The organism is Mesorhizobium sp. M8A.F.Ca.ET.021.01.1.1 (genome assembly GCF_003998025.1).
GTDB lineage: Bacteria > Pseudomonadota > Alphaproteobacteria > Rhizobiales > Rhizobiaceae > Mesorhizobium.
Window position 1 is genome coordinate 1 of sequence record NZ_RZSJ01000041.1, and the last position, 19,076, is coordinate 19,076.

Annotated in this window: 13 protein-coding genes and 2 pseudogenes; 4 read left to right on the plus strand and 11 right to left on the minus strand. The window is 59.1% G+C overall.

Going from position 1 to position 19,076, the window contains the following annotated elements:
- The 11 genes and pseudogenes from EOA36_RS06015 to EOA36_RS06065 form a co-directional block, all read right to left on the minus strand.
- Window positions 1–1,019, minus strand: a pseudogene (locus EOA36_RS06015) (RTX toxin); the annotation flags it as partial.
- A gap of 162 nt (window positions 1,020–1,181) precedes the next feature.
- Entirely contained in the window at window positions 1,182–2,687 is a 1,506-nt protein-coding gene (locus EOA36_RS06020; protein ID WP_245464261.1) for a lipopolysaccharide biosynthesis protein, read from the minus strand.
- A gap of 186 nt (window positions 2,688–2,873) precedes the next feature.
- The gene (locus EOA36_RS06025) at window positions 2,874–3,752 is read right to left on the minus strand and encodes a sulfotransferase (RefSeq protein WP_127276022.1); all 879 of its coding nucleotides are present in this window, start codon (window positions 3,750–3,752) and stop codon (window positions 2,874–2,876) included.
- Between the two features lie 68 nt (window positions 3,753–3,820).
- The gene (locus EOA36_RS06030) at window positions 3,821–5,125 is read right to left on the minus strand and encodes an HlyD family type I secretion periplasmic adaptor subunit (RefSeq protein ID WP_348629803.1); all 1,305 of its coding nucleotides are present in this window, start codon (window positions 5,123–5,125) and stop codon (window positions 3,821–3,823) included.
- Between the two features lie 42 nt (window positions 5,126–5,167).
- Complete coding sequence (locus EOA36_RS06035) at window positions 5,168–7,363, minus strand: type I secretion system permease/ATPase (RefSeq protein WP_245464262.1); 2,196 nt, start codon at window positions 7,361–7,363, stop codon at window positions 5,168–5,170.
- Window positions 7,364–7,492: 129 nt separating this feature from the next.
- Entirely contained in the window at window positions 7,493–8,845 is a 1,353-nt protein-coding gene (locus tag EOA36_RS06040; RefSeq protein WP_245464263.1) for a polysaccharide biosynthesis/export family protein, read from the minus strand.
- A gap of 125 nt (window positions 8,846–8,970) precedes the next feature.
- On the minus strand, window positions 8,971–10,191 hold the full coding sequence (locus EOA36_RS06045; protein WP_127276024.1) for a glycosyltransferase: 1,221 nt from the start codon (window positions 10,189–10,191) through the stop codon (window positions 8,971–8,973).
- A gap of 60 nt (window positions 10,192–10,251) precedes the next feature.
- Window positions 10,252–10,695, minus strand: a complete 444-nt coding sequence (locus EOA36_RS06050) for a GFA family protein (RefSeq protein WP_127276025.1) — start codon at window positions 10,693–10,695, stop codon at window positions 10,252–10,254.
- Between the two features lie 257 nt (window positions 10,696–10,952).
- On the minus strand, window positions 10,953–12,758 hold the full coding sequence (locus tag EOA36_RS06055; protein WP_245464264.1) for a hypothetical protein: 1,806 nt from the start codon (window positions 12,756–12,758) through the stop codon (window positions 10,953–10,955).
- A gap of 196 nt (window positions 12,759–12,954) precedes the next feature.
- Complete coding sequence (locus EOA36_RS06060; protein ID WP_127276026.1) at window positions 12,955–13,509, minus strand: transcription termination/antitermination NusG family protein; 555 nt, start codon at window positions 13,507–13,509, stop codon at window positions 12,955–12,957.
- A 14-nt stretch (window positions 13,510–13,523) separates the two neighbouring features.
- Complete coding sequence (locus tag EOA36_RS06065) at window positions 13,524–15,620, minus strand: polysaccharide biosynthesis tyrosine autokinase (RefSeq protein ID WP_127276027.1); 2,097 nt, start codon at window positions 15,618–15,620, stop codon at window positions 13,524–13,526.
- Window positions 15,621–16,041: 421 nt separating this feature from the next.
- Between EOA36_RS06065 and EOA36_RS06070 the strand changes: the two genes are divergently transcribed.
- The 4 genes and pseudogenes from EOA36_RS06070 to EOA36_RS37700 form a co-directional block, all read left to right on the plus strand.
- Window positions 16,042–16,629 carry a hypothetical protein gene (locus EOA36_RS06070; RefSeq protein ID WP_127276028.1) on the plus strand — a complete coding sequence of 196 codons (588 nt, stop codon included), beginning with the start codon at window positions 16,042–16,044 and terminating at the stop codon, window positions 16,627–16,629.
- Window positions 16,630–17,036: 407 nt separating this feature from the next.
- Window positions 17,037–17,663 carry a Crp/Fnr family transcriptional regulator gene (locus tag EOA36_RS06075; protein ID WP_189522182.1) on the plus strand — a complete coding sequence of 209 codons (627 nt, stop codon included), beginning with the start codon at window positions 17,037–17,039 and terminating at the stop codon, window positions 17,661–17,663.
- 156 nt (window positions 17,664–17,819) lie between these two features.
- Window positions 17,820–18,275, plus strand: a pseudogene (locus tag EOA36_RS38080) (IS630 family transposase); the annotation flags it as partial.
- A 552-nt stretch (window positions 18,276–18,827) separates the two neighbouring features.
- Window positions 18,828–19,076 (plus strand): hypothetical protein (locus EOA36_RS37700; RefSeq protein WP_210212406.1); only part of this gene is annotated, 249 nt, incomplete at its 3' end.

Consider the following 19,076-nt stretch of genomic DNA (forward strand, 5'->3'; position numbering starts at 1 on the left):
AGCAGTGGCGCGGTGGCCGGATTGTATTCGTAGGAATCGGCCGTGCGCGTGCCAGTGCCGCTGACCAAAAATGCCATGTCGTTGAGCGCGGCCCAGCCCGAGCGGTTGACGATCTCCTGCACGATCGCCGAAAGGTCAGGCGTGCGCTCGGCAGCGCCATGCTCGCCCACAATGGTCCACGGGTCCGGCGTCCATGCCGTGGAGGCTGTCGTCCTCGGAAGCGCGGACACGTTGAAGCTGACGGCCGTAAAAGGGCTGGCGTCGTCAACATTATCGCCTTGAATGAGCAGCGACGCCGCGCCGGACTTCACCTCATTGGCCTGGAACTGGATATAGGCGCTGGTGATGATCGCGCCCTTCGGCAGATCGATGCTGGTGAAGCGGAGGCCGACCGTCTGGCGGGTGCTGCCGTCATAGCCCAGTTCCAGATCGTCGACATTGCCCGATATCGTACCGGAGCCCTTCTCCTCGACATCGTCGCCCGCGGTCGCCACCCTTGTCTCGAAGATTGGGTCGATCGCACTGGAGCTGGCGGCGAGGAAGCTGCTGCTGGTTGTGACCGCTGCGCGCGTCGAGACCGTGCCGATGTCGGCAACTGCCTCAGGGGTGGTGGCGATGTAGGTGACATGGCTGTCGGCATGGCCCATTTCCGCATCGTGCCACAAGTCGAGAAAGCTGCTGTCGGGATGAATGCCAAGTCCGGCTGCCGTCTCGGTGAGGCCGGTCAGTTTCAATCCGCCATCGCCCCCCAAAGTCGGCGTGACCCCATCTGCGGTGCTAAGATCCAGCTTGTTCGCGGCCGGATCCAAGCTGGTAGTGTGACTACCATTGCCGGTTTCGGCAGCCAGCCCGTCGCCGATATTGGAGAGCACCCGAGCCGTTTCGTTGCCGATCGCTCTTCCGCTCGGCTGGGTCCAATTGTCGTCGGTCAGCCAGTCGCCATTGATGCCGGAGTCAGTGCCGGATTCCGTCATCAAGAGCTTCGCGTCATTCCAGGGAAGCCCAGCGAGTTTTACCACGTCGAATCTCCTCTGCACATTTCTCGATTAAATCGGAATCTCGACGTGCCCGACCCGAGGGCTGTTGCGACCCCAGATCGAGCATGGCGATGGGTAACGTTGGACATGAAAGCCGTCGCCCGAAATCCATGGCCGTGCGGTCAAGCGTTGAATTCTACGGGATCAGTCAGTTACCTTCCTCATCCTTGGCCAGGCGGGCGCAACGGCCGCGAGCAAGCGCAGCAGTGATAGCCCGTCCCGCCCAAGGAACAGCGACGGCAGGATCCAGCACAGCAGCAAGCCCCCGGCAGATGCCAGCAATGCCGTATCGATAAGCAGGGGAAGGGGAGATAGACGGAACTCGCGTAGCCATTCCACGAGCCCCCATACGCCGGTTCCGACCACGCCCGCGAGTGCCAGACCGGGTACGTGGGCCATAAGGAAGTCTCCCCAGGTCATGCCGGTCACGCGAAGGCTCAACTGTGCCATCAGGAAGAAGTTGATCCCGAAAGCCGCGCCGACGCCGAACGCCACGCCTTCTATGCCCCAGAGTTGCCCTATGAGGGAGCCGGCGAAGACGCCGATGGTGAAAACCGCCTGACGCCAGGCGCGCGCGTAGACAGTCCCTGTTGCGCGCGAGACGGAATCGCTCAGCTTGTAGCTCGTGCGGAACAGCATGCTGAACGCCAGGATCTGGAGCGGGGCGACGACCGCTACCCATCCCCGCCCGAGAATGACGGCAACCAACTCCGGCGCGACGATGGCCACGACCACACTGGCCGGCAGGACAAGCAGGGCGCACCCCGCGACTGCGCTGCGATAGGCACGAGCAAGCCGCGCGGGCTGCTCCTGGACCAGCGCCATGGTTGGGAACAGCACCCGATCAAGAACCTGACCGACGATGACCGCGGGCGTCGTCATCAACTGTGACGACAGGCCGTACAGGCCAAGCGCATCAGCGCCGAGCCAGCGGCCCACGACAAGCCTGTCCGCCTGGGTGGCGAGGTAATTGAAGACCCGGGCGATGGTAAAACCGCTTCCGAAATAGAGCAGTTCGACGATGGCGCGCCGCTCCAGCAAAGGCCGCATCGGATGCGGCTGGCCGGCGAGCAGCACGACCATGCGGAGGAATTGCTGGATCAGGAGCGCGCCGACAAGCGCCCAGATGCCCAAGCCGAGCCATGCCAGAATCGGACCGGCAACGACGTAACCCAAGGCAAAGGCGCTGGCGTCGACCAACGCCAGCCAGCGGAACCGCAGCGCGCGCTGGGCCGCGGCCAATGCCACCATGGAAGCGCCTTGGAAAAGGAACACGAAGCAGATGGCACGAACGACCGGAGCCAGATCGGCGAGGCGAAGCAGCCCGGCAATTGCCGGTGCCATCGCCCAGACCAACGCGGACACAGCGAGCCCGAGGAGGCATGACAAGGTGAAGCCGACCCGAAGATGTCGCTCGTCCAGCACCGGTCGCTGGACGATCGCGGGGGTAATGCCAAGTCCCTGGAAGATCGCCGAAAACTTGATGACGATCAGCGCTGCGGAGTAGAGGCCGAACTCATTGGGCGAGAGCAGCCGAGCCAGGATGAGAAGGGCGACAAGCTCCGCAACCGCAAGGGCACCCATGGACAGGGACGTCCAGAACATGCCCACGACACTTTGTTTTGCTAGCCCGCGCTGGTTGTTGCTCACGCCTCTCTCCAATCGCCTCGGCCGACCCAAACAGGCGGCCACTGCGTCCTTGCCGGATCCGCCGAGTGACACGATTACGTTGGATGATGCGCAGCCACGCGCCCGCGCCTGCACGAAGTTATGATCGCATGGGTCATGAAGGTTCCTCCGCTGCGGTGCCGTCCGCCCGCGCCCAGCGCGCCTTACCTATCGAAGAAGCGAGGGGATTTCGTAGCGATAGAACTCCATCTCGTCCCGGACCTCCGGTATGATCGCCGTTAGATCCTTCCTTTCGAGACGGAGCCACTTCTGCTGGCGGCCTGGATCGATCATCTCCTTGGCCGTTCGCACGATATCGTCGGTGCAGTTCAGCCCGCAATGTTCAAAGATGCGGCGCAAAACCAACTCGGGATCCTGTATCAAATCCTCGTAGCGAAAAGACAGCACGCGGCCGTCGCCCAGCTTGGCGAGATCTTCTCGGGCCTTTCGATTGCCGCGCGCCCACTGGCGCGCGATCACCGTCAATTTCTCATTCTCCTTCAAATCTCGCTCTATCCCGTTGTAACGCGGCCCATAGATCGATGTGTATTTTCTTCCCAATACCCTTTTCGCGATCACCTGTTTTATAATATCTTTTGCATAATAGTGAACTTGCGTTACCGGAGTGATCTTCAAAAGGCGTATTAATCCTTTGAGAGATTTTGCTCTCTGCCACTTAAGCTCCATCGAGCTTATGTACGAAAATGGATTTCTCGTAATATAGAGAAATATGGCCTCCGGAAAAATCTCGTGGACAAACGGCACGCGCAAGACATTGGCAGGCGTGTTTTCCATGATCTGTCGGCCTCCGTGCCGCGACTGATATTCGAGGAACCTGCCGCGAATGTAACGTGCGACCCTTTTGGTCGCATCGGTTTCGCCAAATTCATCATGACGCCGCGCAGGATCGGCATATAGCCACAATGTTTTTGGCTCGTACCAGGTAACGATGTCGGGATGCAGCCCAATCAATTTTTGTGCAATTGTGGTCCCCGACCGATAGTTGCCGATCAGAAAAATCGGAGGTTTCAGCTCTGTTGCTGCCATGACAAGTCTCCGTCGCTAAAAGGTTAGCCGGGGTCGCGCCGATCCGCGCGACAAGCGTCGCCGCGCGGCTATTGGTCTCTGAACGCACGCATCATCTGGTCCGTCAAAGGCTTCATCAGGTAGGAGAGCATCTTGCGGTCACCAGTCCGTATGAACGCTTCCACCGGCATGCCGGGAATGAGCGAGGCAGGGCCAAGTTTCGTCAAATCCTTCGGGTCCGGGGTGATGCGGACTACGTAGTAGACTTCATTGGTGTGCTGATCGCGCGTTACGTCGGCCGCAATCATGGACACCACGCCTTCCGTTTCGGGCGTAGTGCGGACGTTGAAGGCGGTGAAGCGAAGAAGTGCGCGTTGGCCGACCAAGATCTGATCGATGTCCTGCGGAGCGGCCTTCACCTCGACCGTGAGAGTGTCGGTGTCGGGAACGATCAGCATTATCGGCTCGCCCGCACTGATCACGCCGCCCACGGTATGGATTGAAGATTGATGGACCGTGCCGCTGGAGGGAGCGCGAATATCGATGCGTGACAGCTGGTCCTCGGCGGTGACTTTTCGTTCCTCGAATTCGGCGATCTTGGCGTCGACATCGCGCAGTTCGCTGCCAGTCTCGCTGGAGAACTCCTTGTCCAGCTGAAGGATCTGGAGCTCAACTTCGGCGATGGCGCCTTTTGCCTGCGCCATGCTTGACACAAGCTGAGACCTTTCACCCTCGATGCGTGTTGCCTCGCGTTCATATTCCGTCAGCTTCGACTTGAGTGTGAGCTTCTTGTCGACAAGGCTGCGGATATCGACGAGTTCATCGTTGATCAACTCGATCTCCTTGCTCTTTGCCGATTCCTGAGCCGAGTAACCTTCGATCTGCTTTCCGAACTGCTCGATGCGTTCGCGCAAGCGCGCCTTGTTGCCAAAAACCTCGGTTCGACGAAGTTCGAAAAGTCGTTGTTCGCTAGCCACGGTGCTGGCAATCTCCGGGTTGTTCATTCGCGTGGCAAGCATCGGAGCAAGTGTCATCCGCCCGCTGCCGTCACGCTCCGCCTCGAGCCGGGACTTTCGCGCGTAGAGCTCATCCAGATTCTTTGTCACGTAAGCCAGGCTGGCACGCGGGATAGTGTCGCTAAGCTGGACCAAGATATCCCCGGCCCGGACACGGTCGCCATCGCGTACGAGAATCTTGCCCACCACGCCACCCGTCGGGTGTTGCACCTTCTTTTCGCTGTTCTCGACGACCACCCAGCCATGCGAAATGATGGCTCCCGAAATGTCCGCTGTCCCGGCCCAGACTCCCATTCCGCCGAGGAGCAGTGCGACGACAGTCATCCCACCGAGCAGATTGCGGCGAATGGATCGCCGGTTTGAAAGCGATCGGTTCAAGACAGGAGCCATGATTGCCTGTTTCCCATGTGCCGCAAGTCGTCAATTCGGCAGTCGAGGCGAGGTTGAAACCGGCTGCAGGTCCGCTGTATTGGCCTGTGACATCGGAAAGAGCTTGGACAGAACGGACTGCTTCGTTCCAAACATGTGCATCCGCCCTTCCTTCATCATCAGCACGAAATCCACAGTGGTGAGAATGTTCGGACGGTGCGCGACGATCGCCACGATGCCGCGGCGCGCCTTGATTGCGAGGATCGCCTCGGCGAGCGCCCTTTCGCCTTCCATGTCGAGATTGGAGTTGGGCTCGTCGAGGACGACCATGAACGGATTTCCATAGAGTGCCCGTGCCAAGGCAACGCGCTGGCGCTGCCCGGCTGAGAGCGCGGTCCCGCCCTCTCCGATCTGAGTCTCGTAGCCATTCGGAAAACCGATGATTAGCTCATGGACGCCCGCCGCGCGGGCGGCGGCGACAATGGCCCGCGGGTCCGATCCAGGATCGAAGCGGGCGATGTTGGCGGCAACCGTTCCCGCGAACAGTTCGACGTCCTGCGGAAGGTAACCTATGTGGCGGCCAAGACGCTCCGACGACCACTGATCGAGCGCGGCACCATCAAGCTTGATACGCCCCGCTAGCGGTCGCCATGCGCCGACCAGCCCACGAGCCAGGCTGGATTTGCCGGAGCCACTTGGTCCGATGATGCCAAGCACCGAGCCCGCGTCCAGGCTGAAGTCCACGCCTCGCACGATGACCCGTTGCACGCCTGGTGCACCGATCGTGATGTTCTCAATCGTCAAGTTCGAACCGGGCACCGGAAGTGCCATCGGCTGAGCGTCTTGCGGCAATCGGGCGAGCAACTGGCTCAGCCTGCTCCAGCTCTGGCGTGCGGCCACGAAGCTGCGCCAATGGGCGATGGCAAGATCGACAGGCGCAAGCGCACGGCCCGCGAGGATGGAGCCGGCGATGATGATCCCGGACGTCGCCTCGCCTTGGATCACCAGCCAGGCCCCTATACCAAGCATTGCCGACTGGAGCATCAGCCGCAAGGCGCGGGCGAAGCTGCCGAAGCCGCCTACGATATCGCTGACATGCTGCTGTTGCGTGAGATATTCGCGGCTCGCCTCCCGCCAATGGTCGTGTAGGCGGCTGCCCATTCCCATTGCCGCGAGAACCTCCGCGTTGCGGCGACTGGCTTCGGCTAAGCCGTTGCGCTTCACGCCCGTCGAAACCGCGGCGCCCATTGGTTTGCGCGTGAAGACCTCGGTCGCCGCCGTCAGCGCCACCAACACGATTGCACCGCAAATCGCCGCAATTCCGAGGGTCGGATGAAGGCTCCATATGATTGCCAGATAAAAGGGCATCCACGGAAAGTCGAAGAGTGTGCTTGGCCCCGGGCTCGACAGAAACACGCGGATGTTGTCGAGATCGCGTTGCGGCTGCAGCCCATCGCCCTGGTGGCCGATGTACAAGGGCAGCCTCGACACGGCTGTGAATACGCGCCCCCCGACCGTTTCGTCCAGTTCTCCACCGATCCTGGTCATGATGCGGCTGCGCACGAGATCGATGACCGCCTGCCCGACAAACAGAACGCCGGCCAATATCGCCATGGCTACCAGAGTCGGAACGCTGCGGCTTGGCAGTACGCGATCGTAGACCTGCAACATGAACATCGCTCCGGTCAGCATGAGGATGTTGCTCACGCCGCTAAAAACCGCGACTCCCGCGAATGCTGCCTTGCAGGAACGCAACGCACAGGCCAGTTCCGAACCGGGCGCCGGCTGGATGTCTCTTGCCGAGGGGCTGGCGCCGGCGTTCGTGGACGCGCTTGGCAAGCCGCCCCTTCGCCTTGCCTTGCGGGCGGCTGCGAGCAGCAGCAAGCCCACCGCCGCGAACGCCAGCCAAACCGGAAGAGCGTCTGGACCAGCCAGCAAGACCAGTGGATCGGAGAAGTATCCCCGGTCCACCACGAAATCGGTCCACGGTCGCGGCAGCCAGTTGCGGCCGAGGTCAACGTGGCGCCGCAGAAATGCAGCTCCCGCAAGCGCAAGAGCGAGGAGGAGCAGGATTGCACCTGGAATGCGCGATCGGATGATGGCGCGGTGGCGCGGGGCGTAACGCACCGTCGTCTTGCGGCGCGCCGTTGCACGGAGGAGATTGAGCCGCCTCTGCTCCGCTTTGGCGTGGGAATTCGCCCGGCGGAAGCGATTTCCCACCACTGTCAGTGCTGGCCCAAGGCTCATGTCAAACCCCTGAGGTGCCAAGGTCGGACTATCTCAGGCCGTTCAAGGCACAACGAACCCAAGAGCGTTGCGAAGCAACGATCGCGGCCCTGAAGCAAAGCTTTGCTCGAGGAAGTGGGCATATTCGTGCTATTGGCCGACAATGCTTGGCTGGAGGCCCTCCGCATTTGGGCTCCCCATTGTTCCGGAAGTGTCCGGCGCGTAGAACCCTTTGTTGGCCGCGATCGAAACCTCGATGACATCGCCAGCTAGAACTTCCGTATTTTCATTGGCGATGATGTCGTGGGCGACTTTCCGGTCGCGCCTGAAGATCGAGATCTTCACGGAGCCTTGCAAGTCGTCGAAGGTCCGCTGTTCGCCATATGTAAATATAAAGAGAAGCTTGTCGGCGACATACCTTATTTGGCTTTGAATTTTCCCCAGCTCGACCTGCGTGTCTTGGGTCTGCGAGATCAAGTCCATTTCATAACTCTGCTTCTTTTTTCGAAGCTCGCTTTCAGCGGTCAGCATCGCCTGCTGCGCCTGCTCCTGCTGCAGCTCGGTCTGCGAAAGTTCGGCGCGATAGCTGGTATGTGCTCGTTCGGCCGTCATGACATTCGAATTGGTGACCAGGCCTTTTTCCCGCAATGACCGGGCAGACTGCAGTTCCTCGAGTTGAATGTCCGCGGTCTTTTCTCGTTCCTTTCGAGTGGCAGCGACCATATCCGCTTCCTTCCTGGCCCGCTCCAACGAGACATCAAGGTAGGAAATGTCGTCCCGATATGCGGCGAGGCGGGCGTCCAACTGCGCCTGTTCAGACGCTACGATGTCGTCAATCAAGTGTCCGCCAAACTCGACAGGCGGATCGGGCGGAGCAACGAAAGATTTGTCCTGGCGGCTTTCCGCCTGGAGCCGGGCGAGCCGAACCTTTAGGCGATATTCCTCGATCGCCAGACCTGCCCGCGCGCTGCGCAGATCAGCTATTTGCAAGGCCGGCTCCGTGTTTCCCACGGCGGTAGCCCGAAAGCCACCTGCTATAGCCAGTGCATGACGAACCGTTATTCCGGGTTGAAACGGGTACGATCCGGGATGAGCCACCGTTCCGGAAATAAAGAATGGCCGGTACTGACCGATCTCCACTTTCACGAAAGGATCGAGGATGAGCTTCTGCTCCTGAAATGCACGCTGAATGGCCTTCGAAAGGACAACGCTGGTGAGGCCGCGCGCCTGAACATCGCCCAACATGGGAAGCGATATCGAACCGCGATCATCGACCACGACTTCCAGCGGATAGGATGGCTCGCCAATCACGGATACACGCAGGACGTCACCGGTGTCGAACGTATAGCCGTCCGCACGGGATGCATCTGCGGTGAGCAGAACAATGGCAATGGCCAGACCGCCAATCATTGCGAGCGTGCGGCTGGCCGGAAAAAGCCGTCGGACCCAATCCTCCATTAGCGAAGGCCCGGAAGGAAAGTGCTGGTCTGCACGCAAACGCATCGTCGTACTCCGTTGTCTTGCCTGCGGTCAGGACCAATCGACATTCGTCGGACGGAGCGTGACAGCAAGGTAGGGTTCGAGCAGTAAGCCTTGAAAATCCGGACTCCGTCGAAGGAGAAAAGGGATCAAAATCCGGGCAGTCCTAAAGGTTGCTTGGCGAGGCCGTCGCGAATTCGCGGGTCGTTTGGCCTTCCTGCTGAAAGGGTTGACTCGAGAGCGGATTGATAGATCAGCTCGACCCTATCGCACATTGTATCCAACCCCCAGGATGCCAGGTCGGTGAGTTTCGCGCTCTCAGCCAATCGAGCGCGGTAGTGTTCATTTTGGAGAAGGTCGGCGATCGCCGCCGCCGCGGCGCCAACGTCTTCTGCCGGCGTCACAATTCCATTCACGCCATGCTTTACAACCTCTTCCACTCCCGGCAGATGCGAGACCACACTGGCTCGACCGCCCGCCAGGTACTGCATCATGACGCGAGGCAGTCCTTCTCGCATCGAGGTCAGCACACACACGTCCGCCAGACTGATCAGTCGCTCGGGCTCGCTATGGTAGCCGATCATGCGAACGTTGTTTGCGTACGGGGATCGTGCAATCGCCGACTCAATAGCGGATCGCGCCGGCCCCTCGCCGGCCAAGAGCAGCCGCACGTTCGGAACTCGGTCGACGACCTGCCCAAATGCTTCAATGAACTCTATATGGCGTTTTCGCGGTTCCAGCGCGGCCAGCATCAGGATCACCGGTGGCTTAGGCTCTCCGACAGCCGTCCCCAGGAGCAGATGCGATTGCTGTGGCCATTGCGCGTTCGCGAAGCGCTTCAGATCGAAGCCGGAGTGGACGACGTGGTGCTGATCGGCGCTACCCAAATGATTGGCGATGCAAATGTCACGCATAGCCTGGCTGACATCGATGAAAGCCTGTGTACACTTCGCGGCCAAGCGTTCGGCAGCCAGGTACATCAGCCTCTGCGCATTGCCCACATGCACGAAGGGCAAAATGTGCACGCCATGTATGATGCAGGGGATATTGGCTTCCCTTGCAGCGAGGCGGCCGACGATGCCGGCCTTGCTTTGATGGGTGTGCACGATGTCAGGCCGCCAGTCGCGCATAAGGCGCGTGAGTTGGCCAAATGCAGAAATGTCACGGGATGGCGAAATCGAGTTGATGAGCCGCTCAAGAGTCTCAACCCGAACGGCTTCGGCAACTGACATCCGCAAATTCGGATCGTACTCCTCGCCGTGAACCAAACGCACTTCGTGGCCGTGCCGCGCCTGAGCGAGACAGCAGGCCAATGTGTTCTCTTCGGAACCTCCCCGAAGAAGTCGGGTGAGCACATGGAGGATTTTCATTTGCCAATACCTTAGGGGACATGAAATCCAGGGCGGCGCATTCGAGCGCAAAATCGAATTTCACGCGGCCGCATCGACGTCCGACAGCGACCGCGGCGCCGGCACTTCTGCGCTGTTCGCCGCTGGCCGGTCATGCTTGAACTGTTCGGCGCCGGGCAAGGCATGGAGCCAGGTCTCGCGTCTTGAGGTCCACAATTCATATTCGGGCACGAGATCGGTCGGCACGACGTCGAGGCTGCCGATCATCACCTCAGCCTCATTGTCGTCGACCCGGGCGACGCGGCCGCCGCAGGTCTGGCAGAAGCTGCGCGTGCCGTAGGAGCTGACGAGGCCCGTCTTTTCGAAGGCCTCGCGCGGCCAGATGGCAAATGCCGAATAGGTCGAGCCGCCGGCCTTGCGGCAATCCTTGCAATGGCAAAGACCAATGCGGAGCGGCGGACCGCGGACCGAGAACTGCACGCCGCCGCACAGGCAACTGCCGGTCCTGCGTATGGTTTCGGACATGGCAACCTCCGTCATTGCGTGCTGTTGTTGGCCGGGGGACAGGTGCTCGCCCCAAAACGGAGCCATATTCACTCGTTCAAGTCAGAGCCCCGTGCCGATCGTGGGATGAAACAGGCTCTATCGGCGCGCCGCTATCGAGCGCGAGCGTTCGGCGGCTTTCCCACGCCTCGCAGGGAACACCTGTCGTTTCGCGATGGCGGAAGGCCGCGCATCGGGGTCTGTTTGGATACTGGCCGATGAGCTGCCCGCCCTGCCTCTCACAAAGACAGCCAGATATGCCTGAACAGTTCCCGTCCGACCGCCTCGATGCCAGCGCTTGCGTCAACGGTTCGGATGTTCTTATCCTTGGCTCGCAACTCCGCCATCAGCGATAGCCGCGCGTCGAAGGCTTCTTTCCTGATTTCTCCCGGCTTTCGCTGCTCGGAGACGGCAAAATCTGAAACCAGGTGCAAAGTGAGGTGTGGCCGGCATTGCGCCATCTTTTGATAGAGCCTTTGCTCGAGGCGAGCGAGAACTGACAGGCCTGGGACGGAGAAGAGGTGCGGTGGGATGGTCGGCCCGTCCAGATATCCGCTACGCAGCGCCTGCGGCCACCTGTCACAAATGACGATCAGGCCGCGCGTAGCCCATCGATGCGCACGTTTCACGACAGCGTATCGCTCAAACGCGATCAAAACTGCCCAGAATGCCAGCGCGGTAGCGGCGAGTCCTCCCTTCGACCAATTTCGGCTGACGGAGCTGTTGCCACCATCGTGCTGGGCCAACGACTTTAGGCGGCGTCTGTAGGGAAAAACCAGAGTCTGCAACGCCTTGCGGAGCCACCACCCATTGCCGTCTCCGATTCCGACATAGGCTTGCGCACACCCGAATTTCCATCGAAATATCCGTGTCAGCCGATCAGCTTGAGTGCTCTTTCCCATGCCATCAGGACCGACGAGCGCCACTACAAAGCCACCAGCCGCAGGCCGTCTCTTTGGTGGGAATGTGCCGGGCATCAGGCGCTGAAGGACCCTCAACGCCAGATATGAGGTCTTGCGGGCCAGGTGAACAACGGCATCGGCGATCCCGTAACCTCCTGCAAAACCGCAGGCTTCACGGATTGAACGCCGGAGCCTGGCAAGATCCCTGCGGTTTGCCATCAAACCGTCGACGCTTTGCAGAAACCTGCAGCTCGCCAGTCTGCTGCCGCCAAGCGTGTATTCCGCGACATCCAGGCCTTGCTGGCCTGACGGCAGTGGCGGGCGCGCAAACTGGTCCCTCCAATCACCACCAACGGTGATCCACTGTCGCCAAGGCAATGCCCAGGTCCGGAAGGCGAAGCGGGCAATGGCTATTCGAATCTCGTCCTCGGGGGAGACGACCGGAATAGACACCCCATCCACACAAATTGACTCCCATCGTGTAATCGCCGCATAGTCGAATACCGGATATCGCTTGCGGAATTCCCAGCCGACACGGATCCCGATATGCATGTCGAGATGGAGATAGCGGCCATTTGGAAAGTCAGGCAGGAACCAGTCCTCCCGGCCGGCACAGACATTGTCGTAGCAAGACAGGCTGACGCCGCGACAACCGTGCAGCTTGCTCACGATCGAACAGAAGACCGGGTAGTCGTGCTTGTCCAAAAGGAGATCCAGATCGTCGCGGCCCGCAAGTCCGCTTTGCAGGGACGCGAGATCCTGAATTATTCCGTACTTCAGGCCGCTCTCATTGAATGCTCGAAACAGTTCGGTGGCGGTCGGAAGGGCCGGGACTGTTTCGAGGGGCAGCAAGGCGGCGCTTGCGTCGGTTTGAGAAACACCGACATCTGCTTTGTTGATCGACGGGCTCGCCCCAACCGGCCTGGCTGGCGCTGGAACGTTCACCCCCGGCGTCAACGCTTCGACCACCATGCTTGCCTTGGCTTTTGGAACCCAGCGCCGATATTGTTGCGGCTGCAGGCCGTCCCTAGGCTCTCCAGGATCCGCCGGACAGTAGCTTCCGGGTTTGGATTTACGTGAAGGTTGCAAGGGGTTCCCCTGGTTGATCGCGTCGAGCGTCATTCGCTCATCGTCGCCGGTCATCGTATCGGCAGCCTATTGGCGCTGATTTCGTTGAGACGCAGCCCCCGATGTTTTCGATGCCGGGCTGCAGCCTCGGACGTCGCCTTGCAAGCTGCCGCATCGAGGGTGAATTGGGTGGCCAACTCATCCTTCCTTCGCCGGATAGTTTCGGCATCGTCCGAGCAAAATATATTATACGAGAAATAACGGATAGAATTCAGGATATAATCGAAAGTTTATCTCGGTCGATCGTGATTTGAATAGAACGGTTCATTATATCAAGAAGAATTTTTACCGCTCCAGCACTTCCGACGTGATCAAGAACGCCAAGCTGCTCCGAAAACGGCCCGTCTATGACTCTAACTCTTTGACCTGGCCTCAATAAGATATCGGGGTGCAAAATTCCGTCCTCGTCGGTTGCGGCTATCAAGGACTCGATCACACCGTATGGTGCCGGGACCGGCATTCCTTTGCTCATGACAAGTTTTCGCACGCCGACGGTCGAGTTGATCGGGTACCAACTCTGCTGAGCAGCCAGCGAGACGAACAGATAGCAGTCGAAATACGCACTTGCGACGTTTCTGACAATGCGAGCGTGGCGAACGGTTCGCCTTCGCTTGGGCAGGTATGTTCGGAAGTTCTGCGATAGCAGGTGCCGCTCCGCCAAGCTCTCGGAATGTTGGTGCGTCTGGATCACGTACCAACGCGTAGGGTCCCCGCCGTAAGTTTTTCCTACCGGGAAGCGATCCTGGTATAATTCAGCGTGCTGCATGGCGAAATATTTCTCTAGTTGAGATAGTAACTGTCAGAAACACTACTTTCGATGGACGTGTAGCGGCCATATTTTGGCAACTTTGGTTCGTCCACCATTGTCAAGGCGATGCCGGCAATCTTCGACCGACCGCCAAGGTGGCGAATCCCTTCTGCAACGGCCTCGCGCGAAGTTTCGCGCCACTTCACGACAAAGAGGACCTTGTCGACATACCGCGCCAGGATCGTGGCGTCGGCCGCGGCTCCAACAGGTGGTGCGTCAATGATCACCGTGTCGAACTTTCCGCGAAGCTCTTCGAAAACCGAGCGCATCCGGGCCGAAGCAAGAAGGGCAGGCGGGTTCCGGGTCCTTGCGCCGGCAGGGAGTAGGGATATCCCCGAGCGTTCGTCCCGATGAATTGCGTTTGCTGCCTTGACCGGCAATGTCAGAAGGTCGACCAGCCCGACCTTGTCTACCATGCCGAAGAAGGCCGTGGTGGCCGAAAGCCGCAAGTCCGCATCGACGACCAGAACCCGTTCGCCGTCGGCCGCTGCGGAGCAGGCCAAGCTCAATACCAAGGTTGTCTTTCCTTCGCCGGGCATCGCCGATGTCACCAGCATAAGGCGCGGCAAGCGGGCCTGTTCGGGCGTCGCATCGATGCCCAGGCGGAGCCGCCGCACGGCTTCGCTAAACCTGGATAGTGGTCTGCGCTCGAGATAGGCCACAGGTTGGGCTTGGGAATGGGCGTCTCTCGACCAGCCCGCCATCCGTGGGATGGATGCAAGAACCGGAACGGACAGCTCTTCCTCTATCTGCTTCTTTGCCATGAAGCCGGAAGCGAAAAGTTCACGAAGAACTGCCCCTGCCCCCCCGACGAAGAAGCCGAGCACAAGTCCCAACGCCGCGAATAGAGGCCTGTTTGGAAAGCTTGGCGAACCCGGAACAACCGCATCGGTTATCACGCGTACGCCGCTGTTCAGCAGGGTAGACTTCTCCTCGGTGAGCTTGGCGCGTGAAAGGAATGTCTCAAACAGCTCCTTGTTCGCGGCGGCAATCCTTTCTAGGTCGCGCAACTGAACGCCAACCTGACCTTCGACTTCGGATCGGTTGGATACCGAATTCAAGGCTCGGCTGAGAGAAGCTTCCCGGGCCTCGGCAGCGTCCACTTCATTCTTCAGATTGCCGATGAGACGCTGGACTTCGGCGGTAATCTGCCCCTCGATGTCGCGGCGCTCGGCTTGCGCCGCCAGGACATCCGGATGCCGATCGCCGTATTTCAATTTGAGGTCGGCTTCCCGCCGTGTCACTCCAGCGATCTGGGCCCGAAGCGCGCTGATAACTACGGACTGCAAGACGTCCGGCATCGACTGGATGTCGCCTCCGCTGGTCAGCAATTTGTCAACTTGTTGATATTGCGCCCGTTTCTCCGACAATTCGGCGCGTGCAGTAATTAATGCGACATTCAATTCAGACAGCTGCTGGTCAGTCAAACTGCCTGCTGGCGTCGCCAATAGATTGTGATCGATCCGAAACTTCTGGACGGCTTGTTCCGAAAGGCTCAATTCCGCTCGCAGAGATGTGGCCCGCTCGCTGAGCCATGTGGACGCTTTCTTGGCCCCTTCGTAGCGGGACCTTACTCGATCAGCGAGGTAGGCCTGGGAGATTGCGTTCGCCAGCGATGCTGCTTTCCCCGGGTCATAGGCGGTCACCGAGATCTCGATAACATCCGCCAATCCAACGCGCGAAACTCCAAGGGCGTTCTGTAGCCATATTAATGCCCCCGGTCCGATCTTTGGGTCTTCCGTCAGCTTTTCACTGTCGACCACCTTCTGAAGGAGCGAGGTGGATCTCAGGACCGCAATCTGACTTTCGATAAATGTTGAATTGTCGGCAAAATCAGAATTCGAATAATCCTGCGGAGTCATATAGTCTATCGGGGCGTCAAGTAACACTTGTGCGACGCCCGTGTAGGATGGTGGAAGGAGATAGGCGGCGGCGACAAATGCGGCGAAGGTGAGCGCAGCAATGCTGCACACCAGCTTCCAGCGGCGGAGAAAGAAATCAAGAATCTCCCGCACGTCGAGCGGCAGTAATTCTCTGGTCATGGTCGGACTGTCAATTGAACTTGCCATTTCCGAATCCTTGCAATCAACAGCACAACTCCCGCCCCTCCAGCGTCGGCTGAATTTGCTTCACTTCAAAGTAGTTCGGGCAGTTGCGTGTAAGCGCTCAGAGCGCGTGAAATGTAAGGGTTCGCGTCCCGCCATCCGGCATGTGCAGTCGCTCTTTTCCCGCCCACCGAGCGATCGCGTCGCCGGTCAGTTGGAAACATAACAGCTTCGCGGATATCCCCGCCATTACCATTATTGAGTAGTAAATCGGCTAAAGGTTGATCTGGTCTACCCGACAAGCCTTCCAGACCTTTAGGATGTCGCCGGGACCATAGATCGCGCTTCCGCAAGGTCTAAGGCGCCGCAGCGTCCAGGGCGCGCAGGAGAGCCTGCACTTCCTGACGACAACAAAGCAGCCGGCCGTGTCTTGCTTGAGGTTGATATGGATATTCTCAGCGAAATCGTTCCGGGGTTTTTAGATTGGGTGATCAACAGACCGGCAGCCATTCTTATGCTGTCCGCAACCTGGCCGTTGATGCTTCCTATGAAGAAAGACAGGTTGCTGGGCTATGGAGCTCCTGCCGTTTTTATTGGGGCTGGTACTTTAATTGTGTTCGGCATCGAAACTCCCGTAGGAGCAGTCATTGTCGTACTTGCCTACAGTTTGCTGGTTTCAGTCGCCCTGTTTTCCACCCGCAGGCGTCTTAGCCAAATCGAGGATCGTCTTGCATCGGTCATATCCGCAATCGATGACCTGGAAGTTGCCGAGGAAAGACGGCAGACTTACAATGCCAGGCGTCCCTCGCGGCTTTACCCGCGCCGAAAACCGGCAGCCAGCACAATGGAGCAAGTCGTTACAGCAGGTGCAACGGAGAGTCCCGGAAGCACGGCGCAGGCGATCCCCAGTCCGCCTTGGCAAGAGTTGCAACCGCCCGATCCGCCAGTGGGATCCGCGCTTCCGGCATCAACGCGACCAGCAGGACCCGACGTGCTTTCTGAAGGGCATCGAACGCGGCTGCTTTCAAGTTGAGCAGCTCTGCTTGACGAGGGTTTTCAACCAAAGAAGGGACGTGAAAGTAGCCGTGATGGTCCGCCGGCGCGCAGCAGCCAAAGGACAAGTTCGACTGCCGGCGTTGGATGCCGGCAGGCCACGGGAACTTGCTGAAGCCCATGCAGTAAAGTGGGCTGAGAACCTTCTGCATGGTGCAAGTACCCCCAAGGTGGTAGGGTAGCATCCCATGGCGGTAGGCCGCGACGCCGTTTGGATGAAAAGATAGGCGGAACGTTTGTGTAATTAATGGGTTGAAGCTGCAGATTGATCGGAGGGACGATCGCGGAGTGGGGTAATCAAGACAAATGGGCTTATCAAAGCAGGCTCTTGAATTGGAGAGGCGACCCGCGCTTGCCGACGCGAGTTGGGAAAGGACAATCTCAGTATTGCCGGGGGCTTTGCGCCGCCTCTATCCGGCGAACACCACGATTGCACGCGAGCATCAGGCCAAATCCTCCATCCTGGTTATGACTGCGGGTTGGGCGGCATTCGGCAAAACGTTGCGGAATGGCTCGCGTCTCATCGTTGATTTCGCGCTTCCTCACGAAATTGCCTTGATCGAGTTCTCCGGCGAAGGGGGCGAGACGGCAACTGCGCTCTCCGATGTAACCGCGATCGAGCTGACCGGTCCTGTCCATACTTGTTTTTCGCGCTACCCGCAGTCCATTTGCGAGGCTATCCTGCTGGCTGAGGTAAGGCGGTACGCAAGGGTTGCGGAACATCTGGCAGGAGTCAGCAGACGGGGACCTGTCGAACGCACGGCGCATCTTCTTCTCGAACTGGGCTGCCGGGCACATCGATCGCCAACGAGTTATCCGGACCGCTTTGAATGCCCGCTGACCCAAGCCGAGATGGCCGACGCGTTGGGGCTTTCGGCTGTGCATGTAAGTCGCGTGTTGAAGGATTTGCGGGAAAGTGGACTGGCTTCATTCCGCAATGGTGTGGTCGAGTTGCATGACCACGCGGAACTTATAAAAACGGCCGGATTTGATCGGTCTTACATTTCGAGCTGACATCAAGCTTAGTTCTGGTCTCAACCGCAACTGGCGCTTCCTCGCGGGTATGTGCTTCGGTGCCCCGGACTCTCTTGCTAGAGCGGGATGGAGTCGTGAGATTCGCAAATCACCTTTGCTCTGATTCAACATTCATACTGGAGGAGGCCAGTCGGGATGGCAGGATATTCGATGGATTTTCGCGGGCGGGTTGTTGCCGCGGTCAAGATGGAAGGGCTGTCGCGGCGCCGCCACGGCGCGCTTTGGCGTCAGCTACAGCGGGGCCATAGCGTGGCTAATAGCGTGTCGAAGAGACTGGCAGTGCGGCGCCTCGCCAGGTCCGCGGCTACAAACCGAAGAAACTCTCGGGAGTGTGGCCCAACAGCTTGATCGAGCGCTTTCACGACCGGGCTTCACCTTGCGCGGCCTTGTGGCCGAGCCGGTCTGAAGGTCGACTACCGATTGGTATGGGAGTTCGTGCATGCCGAGAAGCTCACTCACAAAAAAGACGCTGATCGCCAACGGACAGGATCGCCCCGATGTCGCACGACGGCGGCTGCAGTGGATGAAATATCGGGGCCGGATCGATCCACGCGACGGGTCTTCATTGATGAGACCTGGACCAAGACCAACAGTCGCCGCTCAGGGGCTGGGCGCTGGCGGCCCAGCGCATCGAGGCCAAAGCGAACGTCGCCGCTAACCAAAGCGTAGGCAAAATGGCCGGTGCGGCGGGCAGCCCTCCGGGGACGTGAGGACCGCACCGGCCACTGCGGCGGGCTTAAGTACGCACCCGCACCGGTCAATTTACAGGGGACATTAGGTAATGCGCAATTAATCCTATCGGTGGTGCCAGTGTAGCGCCGATGTCAGGATTGTCCGGTCGTTGGCCGGTAAGGGAAAAATGCGCTCTTAAGCAACGGCTGTTACTTGAAGTTGGTTTTCGTCTTCCGCTTCGCCGATACCTTCTTGATTTAACCGGCCTTGCTGGCGAGACCACTTTGTCTTTGCTATCGCCGGTTCGTGGCGGCTTTTGGCGAGCCGGAGCTTTTCGAGAACCAGATCGTCCTGATGTTACTCGCTATCTAGTTCTTTTGCCTTCTAATTTCATCCAAGTAGTGGAATGGACCGAACGTCATAGGAGGTTGTAGCGTTCTTTTTTTGGACACGATGGCTCGGGGATGTCGTATGACGATATTATTAGAAATCAAAGATTTATTGGAGGTCACGGCGTACCGGCTAACCATCAGGACGCTCGACCACGCCTATAACATCGACCTGACAAATGCTTGCACGCCTGCGGAGCGGGAAAAGGCCGAGTACCGACATTATTGGGAAACGTTATTATATTATGAACAGATTGCGGAGATAAAAACCCGGCGACTGATCCGGAAGGCGGAGCGTCTTAATCTCCCGGTTGGCTACGCGGACGACAAC